Here is a 16,622-nt window from a genome sequence, read left to right on the forward strand (position 1 = left end):
TGCCAGAGACATCGGTCTGGCGCAGCTCCACCTCGTCTACTTCAGTCCGCCGGCTTCGTGAACCGCTCTGCATCTTGGCCACAGGTTCCACGAACTATGGCGATAGGAGTTGTGGGTAAGAGACAGCCGTAAACGGGTGGGCTTTCGCCTCGCTACCGCTGTAACCAACACACACCCGTTCTGTCCTACTCGTGTTGTATTTTCTCAGCGTTCGGTGGGATCGTGGCTCAGGGAATACCCACCTGCGTAGAGTGTCTGCACAGCACTGTTGAACCCCGGTCCTGGGGCGAGTACCTCGTGCTCGTCGACGTCCCACTCGACGATGCCAGCGTCGATGAGAGCAGACAAATGTGAGCGCTTGAGATTTGTCCGGATATTCGTCACCTGCCGCGTCGAGACCGTACTGCGTTCACCGTCCGCTTCCAGCAGGCTAAGTACCTCGGCGAGTTGACGCAGGTGAACCCGACTCCAGGGTGCCATCGCGAGTGCGAGGATGACAGCACGTTTGCGATGTTGACTGAGCAGGTGGAAAATGTCATTTTCACGATACAGCGGAAGATCATCTGGATTGCCCGGACCGTCATATGGCTCATCACTCATCGGGATCGACCTCAGAGCCCACCATCCGAAGTTCGATGTCGTTGAGCACCTCACGGCCCACAGGTCGCCACTGACAGCCCGTCCACTCATCCTCGAAGCGCCACCATCCGGGGCCGGTATGCCGTGGCTCGAATCGGTAGCGACGGCGTGGGCCTCGCTGGACGGTGAACCGAAGCTCTAAGCTGAACGGTTTCGCTACGTGGGTGCTCTCGTGGTCGTGGGTGTCGCGGTGACTATTTCGGTGATTGAGAAAACGATACAACTTTTCGAGATCCACGACGAGCGTGGATGTGTCTCGTGGGGAGTTCATCGGTGGCAGGCCGGAAATTCACCCAGCCCGCACCTCCATCGGGGGGTAAAAATCAGTCAAGAGTGAAATAATACAAGTCTCTTGGCGAGGGGAGCCCCCAGAACATAACCCTAGTCGAGTTCGTCTCGAACAGACCCGACCTGCGGTCCCAGCAATGGAATCTCTTCTTGGATTGTTGTCCAGACAATCCGTAGTTCGACGGTGGCGTATCCGTGAATGAGTTTATCACGCATCCCGGCCATTTCCGACCACGGTACATCACTGTACTCTTGGCGAACATCTTCCGGTACGTTTTTCGCTGCCTCACCGATCACCTCGAAATTCCGGAGGACGGCGTCGATTGTCTTTGGATCCTCGACGAACTCCTCGTAGCCCATCTCGCTAGTGTATCGTTCAATCTTTTCGACGGCTTCAAGAATGTCATCTAGATAATCAAGGACTTCCCTCATACGTATACGAGATCTTCAGTGACCCGGGATTTGATCCGTGGCTTCAGCGAGTCTTTTGTCACAAGATCGACCTTGATGCCAAGTTCGTCCGTTAGTTCATTTTCCAAGCGAACGAGATCGAACAACGTTACCGGCTTCTCGAATGCAACGAGGACATCGAGGTCGCTATCGGACTGCTGTTCACCGCGGGCGTACGAGCCGAAAATAGCCAACTCACTGATCGGATATTTTTGCTCAAGTTGCGGCTTGAGCTGTGCGAGGCGCGCAGAAATATCTTCGTCTGGGGTCATAGTATGCGGTTCGATTGCGTTAGTTAACTACATTATGGTCAGTCCAGTTCTGTTCGCTTCAATCTCGGCAAACACCGGACGGCAGCGCCTTGCAGGAAGTGCAAATAACTCCACTCCAGGCCATCCTTGGATGATGACAGATCGAAGCTTCCGACAGAAAGTCATCGACGAGTACGGCAACGAGTGTCTGCTTTGTGGTCGCTCGCCCTCGGATGGATACGACCGCCGCCAGGGACTCTCAACGCATCACGTGAACGGTGACGCGTCGGATAATCGCCTCGAAAACGTGATTCCCGTCTGTCAGAGCTGTCATATCCATATTCATCGATCGGATACGCCACCATATCGAAAGTGGCATCGACAGCTCCCACTGGAGGCTCGAAACTACTGGAATCAATTCACGGAGCGGCCATATACGGGTCCGCAACTTTCGCGGGAGGAAGCCGAACGTCGCTTTGGTGATGCGGGTGGCACGCCTCGAGGAACGCGCTACTTTGACGCTGATGATGAACGTGGTCCGTGAGGACACACACGAGAACTATCAGATCGACGTTCCCTCAAGGCATACAAATCGGGAGCAAAGACGAGAATGGCCACGGAAACACCGTTGACCTGCTATATCTGTGGCGAGACCAGCGAAGAGTGGATAACGGTGGATATGATCGGGTTATTCAGGGACCAAGCGGCCGCGCGTGGCCGGTTCGAAGAAAAACATGGCCGCGAGCCCGAAAGCTATCTGTTCGTCTGTCCCGACTGTGAGTCTGAAAATCCCTATCACGCCGAGAACAGTCGCAAAAAGTATGGAATGTACTGATCAGGAGAGCCAAGAATGGGACTATTCGATCGAGTGACGTTTGAGGATGGACTCGATGTTGCATTTCCAGAGATTGCTGCGGATCCCTTTGAGATCACCTGGCAGACGAAATCCATCCAGTACCGTCCGGCGATGGAGAACTACAAGGCCACCGCCGATGGTCGTCTCCTCAAAGAGAACGCCGAATACGACCACATCCCCGAGGAAGAACGCCCACGATACAACGACGAGCTCGATGGGTTCGAGAGTTCAATCGAGAAAATGATCGGTAGTCGGAGGAAAGTACACCACGATTGGGTGGATACAGAGTACCACGGAACGTTCGAGTTCCATCGTGTTATTGACGACGAGTACGTGAGTCTCGAAGCGAGGTTTAGTGATGGAAAACTACTGGAAGTGAAATTGTCTCCCTAACGGTAAAGGCGAAGACATCTACTCAATCTGCCCAAGTTTGACCGAAACAACCCGCTCGTCAACCACGCAAACCGTCCTCCGCGATGTGATCGATCACCGCCCGCTGCTGGCGACGAAGCGACTCGTGTTGCTCGTCAAATTTCTCTTCGATAGCTGTCCTGAACTGCTCGAATGCTTGTTGATCGCCACACAGGAGTTCACCGTTCATGGCATCGTGTGCGACAGCCAGTGGAAGGGATTCGATATCAGAGACATCAATGAACGGGAGCGCCTCGTGCTGCAGATCACCAGAGAGGAAACAGTGCTTCTCGAATCGGTCACCCGCGGAGAGTTCATCTGCAAACTTGATTGCAAGGTCGAAATCGGACGACTGGGCCGACTCCCCCGAAATCTGTGAGCCAAACACGATAGCAAACACGATGTCCGGATCAGAGCACACTGTCTTCTCAAGAGTTGAGAGTACCTGTGAATGATCCGCACTCCTGTTCATAGATAAGAGCACGCCGTATCGTCACAAAAGAATTCCGCTGGATCGAGTTCTTGTTCCGGCCTTGTGGACTCATAATGTATATTTGCGAATTGGTTTTATCCGATCAGGGGATCTAAAAAAACTACAAACAGTGGTATTGTTCTCCGAATGCGGTATCACAGAGGCACCCTCTGACGTTTCAACCCTCCACACTTTATTTCACTTCTCGTTCGGTGAATAAGCCGAGGGAACAAGCGTGCTTACCGAACGAATTTATTCACGTGAATATATCGTGATATCGTCGGGAGTGATACGCAGTGGGTATCCCCATACTTTTGTTCGCACTTCCAACTGTGGGTTATCCCAATTTAATCGTTTAAGTGCAAATGGGTCAATGAATTCCATCATCGGTACGTCTCGATTCTCTAAATCTGCTCCGGCTACCTCAAATGCCGTGAATAAATCATCTTCAAACGAGGTCTCCTCCTGTCGTTCGTAACTAACCAGTTCGCTTTTGTCCGTGAATTCAGTAGGATCAGATGATTTATTCGACATTAGGGGAGGGCTCTATCGCATACTTGTTGACAGCTAACCAATAATATTTGTTACGACATAGTGTTGTGAAGCTCGAATCAATTGTTCCCCTGTACTGAGAGATTCCCATTCAGGTATAGCAACTCTTCTATGACATCTTGGTGTACACTCTTAGCTTGCAGGAAGTGCAAATAATACGGTATCGCTTCTAGCAACTCGTATGCGATCGACGATATCCAGTCCGTGTTTCAGGGAGGGAGCACCTATGAATCCGGTGACTCCTCGTCTTCGAACGCTTTCACGAGATACTGGCCGTTTTCCGAAAGCTGGTAGATCTTCTTCCCGTCGCGTTCGGCGGCGATTTCGATCATCCCCGCGTCCCGGAGTTCGCGCAAGTGCGTGTAGATATAGCCGTGGCTGAGATCCAACTCGGCTGCGAGTGCGTAACCGTGCAGCGGTTCCGTTCGCAGTTGTCGTAAGATTTCCAACTTGGTGTCGCTGATCAGTCCGCCCATCATACGGTGGATTCAGACCCATCAGGGGAAACATATATAATAGAAACTGCTGACCGATCAGTAGAAACAAACAAGTCAACGGTTCAAGTAGAGTGATGTATCCCAGCACCGTTCGAGGTTCCAGTGTGCTGCTGTCGGACCGTCGCTCCCGAAATCGATCATCACCGACTACCCACCCAGACACAGACGATGGATTCACAAACTGAGCCTGTTCTCAGGCCCTCCGAAGGAGACGCCCCGTTGAGTACTCGAGTCGCGACGACGGTTGCGTGGCTCGAAGGAGTCGAGCAGACTGCGCTCACACCGCTGCAGGACGTCATCGATGTGGATGCGCTGCAGGAGTTGCCCACCGATGCGGAACGCCCATCCGTTACAGCGGGGTTCGATTACGAGGGGTATCGTATCGACTTCAACAGTGACGGTACGATCACCGTCGACGGGACGCCGGCATCGACTGATGGAACGATTGCGCCCGGGACGAGCGTCTTGTGTATCGGACCCGCAGGCGACAGCACAGAGTACATCGAGTGGCCGACGTATACGATCGCTGGTCCGACCGATCATCAGGCGTGGCTTGAAGTGTTTGCCAAGGATGGGGATATCCCATCTACCAACGAAGACGAAGCGGAACTGGAATTCACAGCGCCCACCACACGACAAACGCCCTTCGTCTGTGGGGCCGGTGAAGAGTCCGCGCAGATCGCATCTCACCACAGACTCGGAGTCGATTACGATCACCCACAGCCGGAGAAGCAAGTCGTGAGAATCTCCGACTGTGGGGACCTCTCGACACTCGGTCAGCGGGTGAGCGACCAGCTGGCCGTCTGGGAAAGAGTCGGAGCGAATTCGGTCGTTCGGATCCACTCGCTTGCGCCATTTCTCGATGCGTCAGCGCTCTCACAGCTGTTTCAGTTTTTCCACCTGCTCATCGGACAGGTCGCTGCTACTGACACATTCTTACAGGTGCAGTGTGATGCTACTTTAGTTGCTGAACGGACAATCGATACTCTTGATCCGCTGTTCGATGTCGTGATCGAGTTCGATGCGGATGGGCGATTTTCAGTCTCCATTTGAACGCTCAGAGCAATATCGAAACGCTCAGTATCGCCTCCTACAGGTAGCTTGACAGCGAGAACGATCACGGGCTCTTAAACAATGAAGGTATACCCAAAGATCCCCCGTCACGATCATCCTGTCGTTCCGGAGGCGTTCTTCGACTCCGAGGACCTGGTGGTCGTCGAGAAATTCGACGGGAGTGCGTTCCGATTCACGCTCTACGACGAGCGCTACGCCGATGTGTATCCTAAAATCGTCGTGGATGCCGCCGATGGCGATGGGAGCATCGTTTTCGGAACGCGGAAATCCATCAGAGGCTGTGCGAATGACAATCTCGAAGAGATCGATGGGGCCCTTCATCGTGCCGTCCGCTGTCTTCGCGAGGGCATCGAATCGGACGTCCTCCGGAGACTCCACGACGAATACAGCAGTCCACTGATCGTGTATGCGGAGAATCTCGTCTATTCGACGCTTGATTACGGTTACACGGACGGCTCTCTCCCAGCACTGATCGGTTTCGACGTCCTCCCGTATTCGGATGTCAAGACGATGATGTCACCGGCAAATCCCTATGCCGAGACGTTCGATGGATTCCTTTCGACGACTGCGACCTGGAACGTCCTCGAGCAGATTCGTGATGAGAGGGCGCCGACCGAACACGCGTTCGTCCCAGCTACGATCCTCGCCGAGGCGGACGGGTTCGATCCCGAGAGCTACGAGTTCCCGACTTCCTCGCTTTCCGAGGACGTTCGCGTGGAAGGTGTCGTCGTCCGAAGCGACGCCCACGACCGACGTGTGAAACTCGTCCGCGAAGCGTTTCGGGAACTGAACCGCGAGCAGTTCGGTCAGCATCCCGACGAGACCGACACCGGTGCAGAGTATCTCGTCGCGGCGTACTGCACGCCTGCTCGAATTCGCACTGAAGTTCGATCGATGGTCATAGAAGAGGGACGGGAGTTCGGGATCCACCTCGCGGACGATCTCTATCCGCGCGTCGTCGAGGACATCTGGACCGAAAACTATCAAGAGATAATGCAGCTCAATATTGAACTCACGCCTGCAGATGTCTATCCGCTCGTCGCCAAACGGTGTGTGGCAGAACTCCGGAAGATGGAGACGAACGCCGAATTGAACGCTGCCGATCCAACTACGATCTGGCACCACCTCTCATAGCAACGATGGGCGACCGACCACGATCGGAGATCGGCAAGCGCGGAGGAAATCGAGACGCTATTAGCGGCCGCTATCGGGACTCACTCGATCAGACTGATGCTGGTTGTGTATCCCCGAAATCGCCCTGCGAAATTCTGAACGAGAAGTCGAGAGTCTCGCTTCCTCCACGGAGGATCGGACGCTTTCGGCCGCCGCCCTCCTCGAATTCGATTACGCCCAACTCCTCGAGATCCTCTAGGTTTCGGTGGACCTCTCGGTAGTCTCGCTCGACGATTTCCGAAGTTTCCCGGATGCTTTCGGGGCGTTCGTCCACGATCGCCTCCAAGAGTTCCAGGTTCGACGTTCGCATCAGCCGCTCGACGTCGGTGAAATCTTCGAAGTTGAGGATGAACTGTGCATCCTGCTCGATCGTCTCGTTGGTCTCACCGGCCTCTGCGCGCTCCAAGCGCTTCCGAGCCGCCGTGCGGTGGTCGTCGGCCTGTCCGAACGTAATCTTAAGTGTGTTCGTGGTCGTGCTCATGGTAATTCTTCGATCTCCTCCAGGAACTGCTCTCGTAGCGCCATCATCCCTGGAAACTTGATTTCTCTGATATCGTCGGTAGTGTGGCACTCGTGGCGTCCCGGTGTCTGGTTCTCGTTGTCGTAGCGGAGGATGGTGCCGCGCCCGTCAGTATACCCGTAGTGGAGCGCGTAGCGGTACCCACTCGGAAATTTCTCATCATTGGTCCGGATGATCTTCCGGCGGATCACCCGATTGTCGACGCGGTCCTCCACATCTTCGATGACCGCGTGCACCATCGCTATATTATGGTATCCATCCCATCAATATAATATTATGGGATTTATCCCATAGAAGTATTTACTCGCGTCCAGTCTTCGTGGGGGTCCTGCACTCGACTGGCAGCTCCCACGCGTCGACGATCTGGTACTTGAAACAGCAATTATGCACGCGATAATATTATCGTCTGCATAATGATTGACCGGGATGCGGAACTGGACTGGTTGGGCTCACATCTTGCTCAGGACGACCGTCAGTTGCTCGTCCTGTATGGTCGCCGGCGTGTCGGAAAGACGACACTGGTGACGACAGCACTGGATGCGATCGACACACAATCAGTGTATTACCTCTGTGACCAGCGTGGATCCACACAGAATGCGGAACAGTTTGCGGCCCACTGTGCCGATCGGTTCGACGACGTCACCCCGGCCGTCGACGGCTTCGTCGATGCGTTCCAGTATCTCACGAACCGCGTTGACGACGCCTGTGTGGTCGCCCTTGATGAGTTCCGAGAAAACGTCGGCGACCCGATACGCACGGCCGAATTCGTCGAACCAGGCGGTCGGTAGGGGTGTCCAAGACTGACACGGGGAATTTGAGTACATATCCAAACTGGAGAAACCGATCGAGCATTGCCTTCGCGAACTCATCGCGGAGACAGGGTGCAGCACCGAGTTTCCGATGAGTGGTCGCGCCGAGACCTGGGGTTTGAGAGGCCCAAGAGTACGAGAATATTGTTCGTGAGACTGGAAAAATTTCTAGAGCACGTCGGGCTGAACGGGTCGGGACCACTGTTCGAAGTCGGCGATGAGGGTTCGATCGCACCTCTTCCAGCCGGTGTCGCCCCAGACCTCCTCGATTCGCCACCAGCCGGCCGTTTCCCGTGGGACGAACCGGAGGCGCCGACGCGAGCGGGCGCCACCGAATTCGATGATATGTTCACGGGGTGTTTTCGGGGTCATCGGCTGGGCGGTTTTCGCGGTGCTCTGCGGTTCGATACAGCTCGTCGCCTCCGAGGGCTGCTCGGAGTGGGAGAATGCGTCCGTCATTTTCTGTGGGGCCACCTACGAAGTGACCTCCACTCTCCTGGGGTGATACAAATCAATCTAGCGCGGCTCAGGACCGTCTCGATAGTCATTTAGTCCTCGTGGTCGGTGTCGGACTGGCGTTCACGAGAGCATTTCCCTCGTGCGGCCCATCAGAGCGCAATGTGTTCTGAGGCCGGGGCCAAACCGCCGGTACTCCTCTCTTCGGCACCGTTGATTCCGCCTGTTATTTTTGCCAGCACGGGTCAATGCTGTGTCAGCGGATTCGGAGTGATCTTCGAGGCTTGCTCAACCGACGGACACCGACGGATCCAAGGATTCATATTTACCACCTCGGAGGTTCGGATACTGTCTCATTGGGTGGCGGATCGATCCACTCCAACAGTCGTTCGAAATTCGTTCTGTTCCGACCTGATCGTGCTCTTTCTCAGGTGTATCTGGTATGTGCCTACCGCTGTGTACAATGGTGGTCTCCAAGACACACATCAACCAGTCAACTCCGACTTTGAGTCGTTATACTCGTTCGTTAGACCCTTCAGAAACGGGTGTAATCTAGTGGCACCGAATACTGGAAATACCCTGTGACGGGTGATGGTTACACCCGTCTTTCCCGACTGATAATAACAACAACAGACAGAGAACACCAAGTGGGCGACCTGGAAGATCAATGCTCGGAGTCCATCCAAAGGGGAACTCCAACCGACCGAGAACGGGTGCAGGCCGCGGGCCACACACGGAACAGTCCACGGAACCTACTTGACTCGATCTGGTATAGACTCCCCGGTGGCAGTGGGTGTATCTGTGTTCTGTACCTGTTGAGCAGCATTACGTAGCTAATAGAACTTCGGCGTAATTTGAGGTACCGCCTCCAGCCTCAAAGAGTGACACAACGAATGAGTTGGCCTGAAAGCATCCCGATCGTCTGGAGAACAACTGCACTCCGTTGACAATCACATTGAATAGTGTATTCTCCAGAAAGACGACGCAAACTGTCTCAGGGGGTTCCCAAGCGGGTCGTGTTTGTTCCCGTTCCCTGTAGCGTATCGAGTGGGCACTCTTCGTATTGATGGGGGTCTCCGTCTGTCGACAGATCAATCTTAGCCGTCTCAGTTGCTATGAGATTCCGCTCGACTGCTGGAATTCTGGGGTTGTTTTCGGAGGATTGGTTCTGTACTTCGAGCGTTCGTATTGGGTCCTTGAATGGTCTCTTAGGACTGTCGAGTTGTGGGTGCTGCTCCACCCCACTGGGTGGCAGATTGGGTGCGCATCGGTGGAGACTCGTGGGGGAGAGCGTGCAGTCTCGCTGATCAACGAGTGATACCAATCTGCGGTAGGCTGTATTCCTCGGGGTGCGCATCTCTGTTGGCTGTTCCAGTGACTCTCTCAGGGCGACCCCAAAGAGAACTCTCTATGTATCGGTCCCTGTTGGTGGTCAGTTCGGGCTTCTTTTGCCCGATCCTTTTGGGCAACACGCTCGGCGCGCACGACCGTCCATAGGGAAGAGTCCGGACTATCGTTGGGGAGATTCAGCTAATTCGGTCCTGCATACGAGGGTGGCGACGCCCAACAAAAGTGATGAATCGAGTGGTTTCCTTTGGGTTCTCCTGTTTCCCTTCGCGGTTTCTTCTTCTATCAAATTGTATTTACTTTAGTGGTTTTCTGGCGGTGATCGGCCGCTAGCCGATAGTCAGTATTACGACCTTTGGATGACCATTGTTATTGTTATTATCAGTCGCAATGAAGCCCAATAACGGATCGCAGTATGGCGATTATTTCTCAATTGGGTGTATTCTGGTTAGCGGGGGAAATTACAGGTATAACAGCGGTATTTCGGAGGACTATTCTATTGTAAATCAAGTAATTATAATTATATGTTTCTAACGTGTTTTTGTGAATGTCTGAAATTGAGACGCTTCACTTTCGGTCGCCCGCATTGACACGAGAAAACAGCTCAATACGGTTCGGATCGCGACCGCTGGTTGCGCGATCGACGGCAAGAAGTTACAACAGTCCGATTAGAATATATTGTGAAACTCGCGTCTGTAGCCGACCAATAGCTGTCGACGTTCACTTGAAACAGTGGAGTCTCTCTCGGGTTTCGTATCCGGGTATCCTCCGCAATCAGCGATGACTTTCCGAGCCGGCAGTCGCGCGGTGAACGGGCCGGTATTCGAAACACAATCCTTATTCGCGACTTCGAAGACGGGTTCGATAATGAAGGTCTCTGTCGTCGTCTGTACGTACTCGATGGATCGCTATGACCCTTTCTCCGAGTGCGTCGAGAGCGTGCTCGCCCAGGAGTACGAACCTCTGGAAGTCATCCTCGTCGTCGACGGCAACCCGGAGGTCTACGAGCGTGTCCAGGCGGATTTTGGTCGCGAAGAGGATGTCGTGGTCCACAACAACGCCGAGAATCGTGGCATCTCCTTCAGCCGGACGAAGGGTGCCGAGTTGGCCTCAGGGGAGATCGTCGCATTCATCGACGACGACGCAACTGCGGAGCCCGATTGGGTGCAGCGGCTGGTCGACGTCTACGAATCGACCGATGCGATCGCTGTTGGAGGTGATGTTCGGCCGGACTGGCAGACAGAGAAACCCGAATTCTTCCCCGAAGAGTTCTACTGGCTAGTAGGGTGTGTGGAACCGGGCTTTGCTGAGGACGGCGAGGTGGTCCGGAACACCTACGGCTCTAATATTTCGTATCGGCGCGAGGAGTTTTTGGAGGTGGGCGGCTACGATCCTAACACGGGTCGGAAGGGCGACAAGCACCTGCAGGCACACGAGGCTCCCGTGGGGATTCGTCTGCTGGAGGAGTACGGAAAGGGGATGGTGTTCACTACGGACGCGGTAGTGCACCACACGCTGTTTGAGTATCGCGGGGAGTTTCGGTGGTTGCTGTTCCGATCGTTCTGGCAGGGCTACTCCAAGCGCGTGATGGATTTATTGTATCCCGACGCTCCCGACGACAAGAGCGCGTATCTGAAGCAGTTACTGACGCACTTCGTGCCGAAGCGCTTCAAGCACCTCATTCGGTCGCCGTCGATTTCGGCGGTGAAGCAACTCGTTTCGATTTTCGTGTTCACGGCGGCTGTCGGATTGGGATATCTGTACGCTATCTTGACGCCCGACGTCGTGGAGAAGGCTAACGCCTAGGATCGGAGAGATCGCGTTCCTCCTCGAAGAGGAACTCGTAGTAGTAGCCCAGGCCGCGGCAGGCGAGCATCGCGACCGAGAGGAGTGCGAAGGCGATTTTCGTGGCGAGGGCATCGGGTTCGTCCGCGTTCTCGTTGGTCCCAGAGCCGCTCGGGGTCGGCGGGATACCGGGAGTCCCGTAGCGTTCGGGGTAGTAGCGCTGCTTCTGACAGAAGCCGCGGCCGACGCGGAAGTTTTTCTTCGCGAGCGCCTCGAAGGAGGTGCGCGCGGGGTGCGTGACGACCGCGTCCTCGGCGTAGCCCTGCTCGTAGCCCGCCTCGTGGACGCGCTGTCCGAACTCGATGTCGCCGCCGGAGACGAGGCGGCTGTCGAAGGGGCCGACGTCCTCGAAGACGTCTCTTCGGACGAGGAGGGCGCACGTGGGGGCGTAGTGTTGTTCTTCGAGGTATTGCTTGACTGGGAAGCCGGTCCGGCCGTCGTAGCGACCGACGAAGGTGTCTTCCGGGAGTGTGAGTTCGACGTTGCAACCGAGGTAGTCGACATTTTGGTCGTTCATCGCTGCTACAGCTTTTTCGAGCCAGTCTTTGTCTACGGTCTCGTCGGCGTCAAGGAAGGCTACTACGTCGCTGTCGGTGTTTTCGATCCCCTTGTTGCGGGCGGCGTAGGAGCCCTGGATTTCGTCTTCGTGGAGAAGAGTGATCCGGTCGTCGTTGTACGAGCGAACAACTTCGGGGGTACGATCGGTGGAGTCGTTATCGACGACGAAAACCCGGAACTGGCGGTCTATCGATTGGGCGGAAAGTGATTCGATGGTAAACTGGATTCCGGCTGGATCGTTATAGACGGGGACAATAATTGAAACCATCAGTTTTTTTCTCGTTCAGAACGATGTATTGCGAGTGACTCGTGGATTGTTCCGTATGTCTGCGTAAGCTTCAGGAGGTATTCCAAGAAGTAAAAGCAAATGAGTTCCGAGAGCGACGTGTCATAGCCGGAGAATCGCCGCTTGAGACGAAATGGACTCGGCGGAAGATAATTTATTGGATGTAAGGGATGGAGATACGTACCGATTTCAGGATGATATCTACGTATCTGTGCTCGCCCACGGCCGATTCGGAGCGCTTTTGATTTGAGTTTGTCCCACGAGTCGCGTGCTGGATGATACGCGGTTACGTCGCTGGTATAGCACTGTTCGAATCTCGCTTGATACACGCGCTGACCAAATTCTTTGTCACCCCCCGATTCAAGCTGTTCGTCGAAAAGGCCTACCTTATCGAAAATATCGCAGCGAACAGCGAGAGCGCAGGTGGGAGCGAAGTGTTTGTCTTCGAGATAGGTCTTGACTGGGAAAGATAGGGCCTGTTCGTAGCGTTCGCTGAAGGTTGGTTCGTCGTTTGCGACGAGTTTGACGTTACAGCCTAGGTAGTCACAATCGCGGGTTTCGAGGGCAGCCATCATCTCCTCAATCCAAGTGTCTGGGACCCACATATCAGCGTCCAGAAATAATATGACATCACCTTCAGCATATTTGACGCCAGTATTTCGGGCTGCGTAGGAGGATTGGATGTCTGTTTCCTCGAATGGGCGGATAACATCCGGATAGTCTGTGACGAATTCAGCAATCACATCTCCGGTTTTATCTGTTGAATTATTGTCAACTGGGAGAACCTCGTAATTATTGGTGGTCTGAGAGACAAGCGCGTTAAGAGTCGTTTGGATCCCTTCCGCGTCATTGTAGACTGGTACTATAACTGAGATAGGTGTGGTACTGTTCATTGAAATTATTATCTATGATTAGTCATATATATATATATCACGGGGATGTTATGATAAATTATTTATGACAGGCATATACCCGAGTGTGAGTATTGAGTAAATGTTGCGCCAGTCTCCACCGTTAGCTGAGATCTCTTTATATAATTGATTGAACTCTGACATTTTTATATTTGACAGGGATTGCATATTCTCTTGAATTGCTTCTACTTCTTTATCGCCGAATACGTCGTATTGAAGAAGCTTCCCGTAATCAGGCCAAGGGGAATCCGTGAAATGAGGCCGTGGTACTTCGTTTGGAAAGAACTTCTCCTTGAATTTACGTACGTTATTCATCATCCAATGGACTACATATGGGTGCTTCACCGGAGTCAATGTTGATGAATGCGGTATTTTAGCCAAATCATCATCTAATATAGAGATAGCATCATTGATGATATCCTTTCTAAGTCGATATTGGTTTGGAACCGATAAATGAAACTCAATCATACGTTTGTCCAAGAAGGGTGTTCGATGTGGCGCTAGTTGAACGGAACTCTGATAGTGGAAATAATCTGGATCATTGGTAAGTGGATAATAGCTGGCTTGTTGGACAAGATCGGACAGGTTCTTGTAATGGATCCCGTGATGATTTATTCCATTATTAGACAGAATATTTTCTTCAAGAATCTCTCTTGTTGTATCAAAGCCTTCGTAATAATCTGGAACGGGTTGGCTCATTACATTTAGATATTTATCAAGTGTTTCTACCTTTTCCTTCATAGGCAAAAATATAGTATTGTTCAATATATTCAATTCTTTGAGCGGGAAGAGATGATCCTTGAACAGAGCATCGCTAAACATTCCCAACAACGTCACATCCACCTTATTTGCGATCTCACCTCGAAATCCTAACGCGTGTCCTTCTTGAAAGTAGCCGTTGAAATTATTTATGCTGCACGAAGTTTTAATTATATCATTGTAGTACGAATCACCACGCTGTAATAGATGAAGTTCACTATCAGCCGTATCAGCTACACGTTGGGCTAGACGAGCTTCTCTATTCATCCAATCACATATATGAAATGAGATTAGATTATTGTATAGAGATAAAATTAACCGGGAATCGCTACCGCCACTCAGCATTAGGCCATATTTCCTTTCGGGTTCGATACACTCCGTCAGCGACTTCCGGAATACGTCAATAAACTCTCTAACCACTTCTTGATAATTTTTCTTGGAACGTTTGAATGATGGATACCAATATTGAGTGTGTCGTTGACGTTGTTCTTGAAGATCGAATGTTTGTATCGATGCTGGGGGAACTTTTTGTATACCTTCAAGTGGAGTATGAATTCCAAAAACCCGATTATAGCAAATGTACTCACACAGGTATTTCTCGTTGAGCGACGTTGTGATTTCAGAGTATTCTGGAATCAGCTGAATTTGTGTGGACAAAACAAGTTCGTTATTGTCTCCACGGGCAACATAGATGGGCCTGGACCCTAGTTGGTCAGTAAATATATGTACGGTCTCCGATTGATGGTTGTAGATTATTCCTGCAAACTCTCCGTTTAATTTACTTACAAAATCCAGTCCGAACTTGTTGTACAGTTGTACACAGAGTTCCGCCTTCCCGGTATTCTTATCACGAGATCGGTACTTGTTTCCAGCTTCGTGACCCTTGAGGTCTCCCCAGATCCAGATGAGAACATCTTCGCTGGCCGTTACTGGTTGTCTTTCCGAGAAGTAATCGTGAAATGAAATTTTCACTTCCGCTTTTTCTCCAGAGTAGTCGTATATTATTTCATTTCCTGTCCAGCAAAGGTGATCATCAATTAAATTATCGGGTGATTCAATGTCCTGTTGTGAACTAAATATAGCACTAAAACCAACCATCGTTCTGTAAAGTTCCTACTGTGATAGATGTAATTTGATATCTGAAATAAGTTCCTTCTGGAGCGTAGTTATCCGCTCAGAGGACTGTTCAATTATACTTTCTCGATCCTTAATGATTTCTTTGAGTCGTCTCTTTGCCTTTTTTGTATCCATCGTTCCAATTTGTATGACGTACCGACTTAATCCAAGCATAGCCATAATCCCTTCAGTTTTGTGAGTATACGAGATTGCAAGAGCTGGTGCACCACCGACAAACGAAAAAATTGCCGAATGCATCCGCGTTCCAATCATCACCTTCGCTTTGCCGTACAGTTCAGACTGTGTTTGTGGTGAGAGATCCTTATCAATGATAACGGCTTTATCTGAATGGCTCATACGTTCATATATACTATTAATCGGCTTACTGTCATCCTCATGTGGCTGATGAGTGCCATTATTGTGAACGACTAGAGCAACGTTTGTTACGTACTCTTCAGCCACGAGCCAGTCAGCTATTTCTGCCATTTCAGACAAGTAATTGTCATAAAGTTGCGGAACTTCCGTCCGATCGTACTTCGGAAAGTCCCACTGGCGTGCAGTAAAAATGGCAAACTCGTCCTCCGTAAGTGAATTCTCATTAACCACCTTTTTCGCACCCTCATCGGTCTCAAGATTCATTGCAAAGGCTGTATCTGCGTTTAGATTGTACTGATTCCCTCCCAACTGTTCAATGATATCAAGCGAGCGGATCTCCCTTGCACTCGTATACGACGCGTGGTGCAGCACATAACGTGTGAGTAATTTTGCGGCATAGTTGTTGAATGGGCCGAATGAATGCGAGACAATAGCGAGCGGTTTTTGAAGTCGTATGGTCAGTAAGAGAGTATACAGCTTGTGATATGCGGAAAAGTAGGCTCGAAGCGAGTTTTTATCTTGGAACTGATAAAAGTGACCGCCTTTACTAATTACATAATCCGCATTTCTGATTGCATGTACACCAGAGCGCTGTGATAATTGTGGTAGAACCAGTATTACTAACGAAGTGAGGATTATTTTCAGAGCATACAAGTAATTCACTAGCGATTTGTTAGGCCAACTGGTTGAAATCGTTTGCCCGTGCGTCTGTATGTTCCGATACCGCACATTAGTATGTCTGTCGGCATCTGAAATTCGAGAATCACCATCAGAGAAGCGATATACGACGTCTATTTCGATATCTGACTCCTCTTGTTTCTCAATATCATATAGGATGTCAATCACACCTGCTAAAATACCTGCACCCCCCCGATCAGAATCGTGATATGCGTCTACAATAGCGACTTTTTTTTTGGAACTCATTAAATCAATACCTGGTTTAGTACCAATAAACAAAAAGGTTTTTATGTGTCCTG

At 51.7% G+C, this 16,622-nt stretch carries 18 protein-coding genes; 6 read left to right on the plus strand and 12 right to left on the minus strand.

What is annotated here, in order from left to right; translation table 11 throughout:
- Positions 1-204: 204 nt before the first annotated feature.
- From NO876_RS15710 to NO876_RS15720, 3 genes are all read right to left on the minus strand, one after another.
- Positions 205-600, minus strand: a complete 396-nt coding sequence (locus tag NO876_RS15710) for a DUF7344 domain-containing protein (protein ID WP_256422614.1) — start codon at positions 598-600, stop codon at positions 205-207.
- A 420-nt stretch (positions 601-1,020) separates the two neighbouring features.
- The gene (locus tag NO876_RS15715; RefSeq protein ID WP_256422615.1) at positions 1,021-1,359 is read right to left on the minus strand and encodes a HepT-like ribonuclease domain-containing protein; all 339 of its coding nucleotides are present in this window, start codon (positions 1,357-1,359) and stop codon (positions 1,021-1,023) included.
- Positions 1,356-1,649 (minus strand): nucleotidyltransferase family protein, encoded by a 294-nt coding sequence (locus tag NO876_RS15720; protein ID WP_256422616.1) that lies wholly within the window; start codon positions 1,647-1,649, stop codon positions 1,356-1,358. The genes NO876_RS15715 and NO876_RS15720 overlap by 4 nt, the downstream gene beginning before the upstream one ends.
- Positions 1,650-2,238: 589 nt before the next feature.
- Between NO876_RS15720 and NO876_RS15725 the strand changes: the two genes are divergently transcribed.
- Positions 2,239-2,463, plus strand: a complete 225-nt coding sequence (locus NO876_RS15725; RefSeq protein ID WP_256422617.1) for a hypothetical protein — start codon at positions 2,239-2,241, stop codon at positions 2,461-2,463.
- Between the two features lie 33 nt (positions 2,464-2,496).
- Positions 2,497-2,877, plus strand: a complete 381-nt coding sequence (locus NO876_RS15730) for a hypothetical protein (protein ID WP_256422619.1) — start codon at positions 2,497-2,499, stop codon at positions 2,875-2,877.
- A 58-nt stretch (positions 2,878-2,935) separates the two neighbouring features.
- On the opposite strand, the gene mntA is transcribed toward NO876_RS15730, so the two are convergent.
- Together mntA and NO876_RS15740 are read right to left on the minus strand one after the other, a co-directional pair.
- Positions 2,936-3,367 carry a type VII toxin-antitoxin system MntA family adenylyltransferase antitoxin gene (gene mntA, locus NO876_RS15735; RefSeq protein WP_256422620.1) on the minus strand — a complete coding sequence of 144 codons (432 nt, stop codon included), beginning with the start codon at positions 3,365-3,367 and terminating at the stop codon, positions 2,936-2,938.
- A gap of 776 nt (positions 3,368-4,143) precedes the next feature.
- Entirely contained in the window at positions 4,144-4,398 is a 255-nt protein-coding gene (locus tag NO876_RS15740; protein ID WP_256422621.1) for an ArsR family transcriptional regulator, read from the minus strand.
- A 186-nt stretch (positions 4,399-4,584) separates the two neighbouring features.
- On the opposite strand from NO876_RS15740, the gene NO876_RS15745 reads away from it, so the two are divergent.
- Complete coding sequence (locus NO876_RS15745; RefSeq protein WP_256422622.1) at positions 4,585-5,469, plus strand: DUF7504 family protein; 885 nt, start codon at positions 4,585-4,587, stop codon at positions 5,467-5,469.
- Positions 5,470-5,550: 81 nt separating this feature from the next.
- Entirely contained in the window at positions 5,551-6,624 is a 1,074-nt protein-coding gene (locus NO876_RS15750) for an RNA ligase family protein (protein ID WP_256422623.1), read from the plus strand.
- A gap of 88 nt (positions 6,625-6,712) precedes the next feature.
- Here the strand turns inward: NO876_RS15750 and NO876_RS15755 are convergent, their stop codons facing one another.
- Together NO876_RS15755 and NO876_RS15760 are read right to left on the minus strand one after the other, a co-directional pair.
- The gene (locus tag NO876_RS15755; protein ID WP_256422624.1) at positions 6,713-7,144 is read right to left on the minus strand and encodes an HVO_A0114 family putative DNA-binding protein; all 432 of its coding nucleotides are present in this window, start codon (positions 7,142-7,144) and stop codon (positions 6,713-6,715) included.
- A complete protein-coding gene (locus NO876_RS15760; protein WP_256422625.1) occupies positions 7,141-7,422 on the minus strand; it encodes a toxin-antitoxin system TumE family protein in 282 nt (93 codons plus the stop codon). Before NO876_RS15760 ends, NO876_RS15755 begins: the two co-directional genes overlap by 4 nt.
- 174 nt (positions 7,423-7,596) lie before the next feature.
- On the opposite strand from NO876_RS15760, the gene NO876_RS15765 reads away from it, so the two are divergent.
- The gene (locus tag NO876_RS15765) at positions 7,597-7,971 is read left to right on the plus strand and encodes an ATP-binding protein (RefSeq protein WP_256422626.1); all 375 of its coding nucleotides are present in this window, start codon (positions 7,597-7,599) and stop codon (positions 7,969-7,971) included.
- A gap of 189 nt (positions 7,972-8,160) precedes the next feature.
- Here the strand turns inward: NO876_RS15765 and NO876_RS15770 are convergent, their stop codons facing one another.
- Positions 8,161-8,451 carry a hypothetical protein gene (locus NO876_RS15770; RefSeq protein WP_256422627.1) on the minus strand — a complete coding sequence of 97 codons (291 nt, stop codon included), beginning with the start codon at positions 8,449-8,451 and terminating at the stop codon, positions 8,161-8,163.
- Between the two features lie 2,211 nt (positions 8,452-10,662).
- Here NO876_RS15770 and aglG point away from each other — a divergent pair.
- The gene (aglG, locus tag NO876_RS15775; RefSeq protein WP_256422628.1) at positions 10,663-11,601 is read left to right on the plus strand and encodes a glucosyl-dolichyl phosphate glucuronosyltransferase; all 939 of its coding nucleotides are present in this window, start codon (positions 10,663-10,665) and stop codon (positions 11,599-11,601) included.
- Here the strand turns inward: aglG and NO876_RS15780 are convergent.
- Genes NO876_RS15780 through NO876_RS15795 form a run of 4 tightly spaced genes read right to left on the minus strand, consistent with a single transcriptional unit; the run spans position 11,591 to position 16,569 of the window.
- On the minus strand, positions 11,591-12,466 hold the full coding sequence (locus NO876_RS15780) for a glycosyltransferase family 2 protein (protein WP_256422629.1): 876 nt from the start codon (positions 12,464-12,466) through the stop codon (positions 11,591-11,593). The genes aglG and NO876_RS15780 overlap by 11 nt on opposite strands.
- A complete protein-coding gene (locus NO876_RS15785) occupies positions 12,466-13,377 on the minus strand; it encodes a glycosyltransferase family 2 protein (protein WP_256422630.1) in 912 nt (303 codons plus the stop codon). Before NO876_RS15785 ends, NO876_RS15780 begins: the two co-directional genes overlap by 1 nt.
- A gap of 48 nt (positions 13,378-13,425) precedes the next feature.
- The gene (locus NO876_RS15790) at positions 13,426-15,252 is read right to left on the minus strand and encodes an asparagine synthase-related protein (protein ID WP_256422631.1); all 1,827 of its coding nucleotides are present in this window, start codon (positions 15,250-15,252) and stop codon (positions 13,426-13,428) included.
- 15 nt (positions 15,253-15,267) lie between these two features.
- Entirely contained in the window at positions 15,268-16,569 is a 1,302-nt protein-coding gene (locus NO876_RS15795; RefSeq protein WP_256422632.1) for a polysaccharide pyruvyl transferase family protein, read from the minus strand.
- Positions 16,570-16,622 lie beyond the last annotated feature (53 nt).

Source organism: Halobellus rarus (assembly GCF_024494595.1).
GTDB lineage: Archaea > Halobacteriota > Halobacteria > Halobacteriales > Haloferacaceae > Haloquadratum > Haloquadratum rarum.

Coding starts and splice junctions, on each gene's coding strand:
- NO876_RS15710 (WP_256422614.1), bottom strand. CDS start 600: ATGAGTGATGAGCCATATGACGGTCCGGGCAATCCAGATGATCTTCCG.
- NO876_RS15715 (WP_256422615.1), bottom strand. CDS start 1,359: ATGAGGGAAGTCCTTGATTATCTAGATGACATTCTTGAAGCCGTCGAA.
- NO876_RS15720 (WP_256422616.1), bottom strand. CDS start 1,649: ATGACCCCAGACGAAGATATTTCTGCGCGCCTCGCACAGCTCAAGCCG.
- NO876_RS15725 (WP_256422617.1), top strand. CDS start 2,239: ATGGCCACGGAAACACCGTTGACCTGCTATATCTGTGGCGAGACCAGC.
- mntA (WP_256422620.1), bottom strand. CDS start 3,367: ATGAACAGGAGTGCGGATCATTCACAGGTACTCTCAACTCTTGAGAAG.
- NO876_RS15740 (WP_256422621.1), bottom strand. CDS start 4,398: ATGATGGGCGGACTGATCAGCGACACCAAGTTGGAAATCTTACGACAA.
- NO876_RS15745 (WP_256422622.1), top strand. CDS start 4,585: ATGGATTCACAAACTGAGCCTGTTCTCAGGCCCTCCGAAGGAGACGCC.
- NO876_RS15750 (WP_256422623.1), top strand. CDS start 5,551: ATGAAGGTATACCCAAAGATCCCCCGTCACGATCATCCTGTCGTTCCG.
- NO876_RS15755 (WP_256422624.1), bottom strand. CDS start 7,144: ATGAGCACGACCACGAACACACTTAAGATTACGTTCGGACAGGCCGAC.
- NO876_RS15760 (WP_256422625.1), bottom strand. CDS start 7,422: ATGGTGCACGCGGTCATCGAAGATGTGGAGGACCGCGTCGACAATCGG.
- NO876_RS15765 (WP_256422626.1), top strand. CDS start 7,597: ATGATTGACCGGGATGCGGAACTGGACTGGTTGGGCTCACATCTTGCT.
- NO876_RS15770 (WP_256422627.1), bottom strand. CDS start 8,451: ATGACGGACGCATTCTCCCACTCCGAGCAGCCCTCGGAGGCGACGAGC.
- aglG (WP_256422628.1), top strand. CDS start 10,663: ATGAAGGTCTCTGTCGTCGTCTGTACGTACTCGATGGATCGCTATGAC.
- NO876_RS15780 (WP_256422629.1), bottom strand. CDS start 12,466: ATGGTTTCAATTATTGTCCCCGTCTATAACGATCCAGCCGGAATCCAG.
- NO876_RS15785 (WP_256422630.1), bottom strand. CDS start 13,377: ATGAACAGTACCACACCTATCTCAGTTATAGTACCAGTCTACAATGAC.
- NO876_RS15790 (WP_256422631.1), bottom strand. CDS start 15,252: ATGGTTGGTTTTAGTGCTATATTTAGTTCACAACAGGACATTGAATCA.
- NO876_RS15795 (WP_256422632.1), bottom strand. CDS start 16,569: ATGAGTTCCAAAAAAAAAGTCGCTATTGTAGACGCATATCACGATTCT.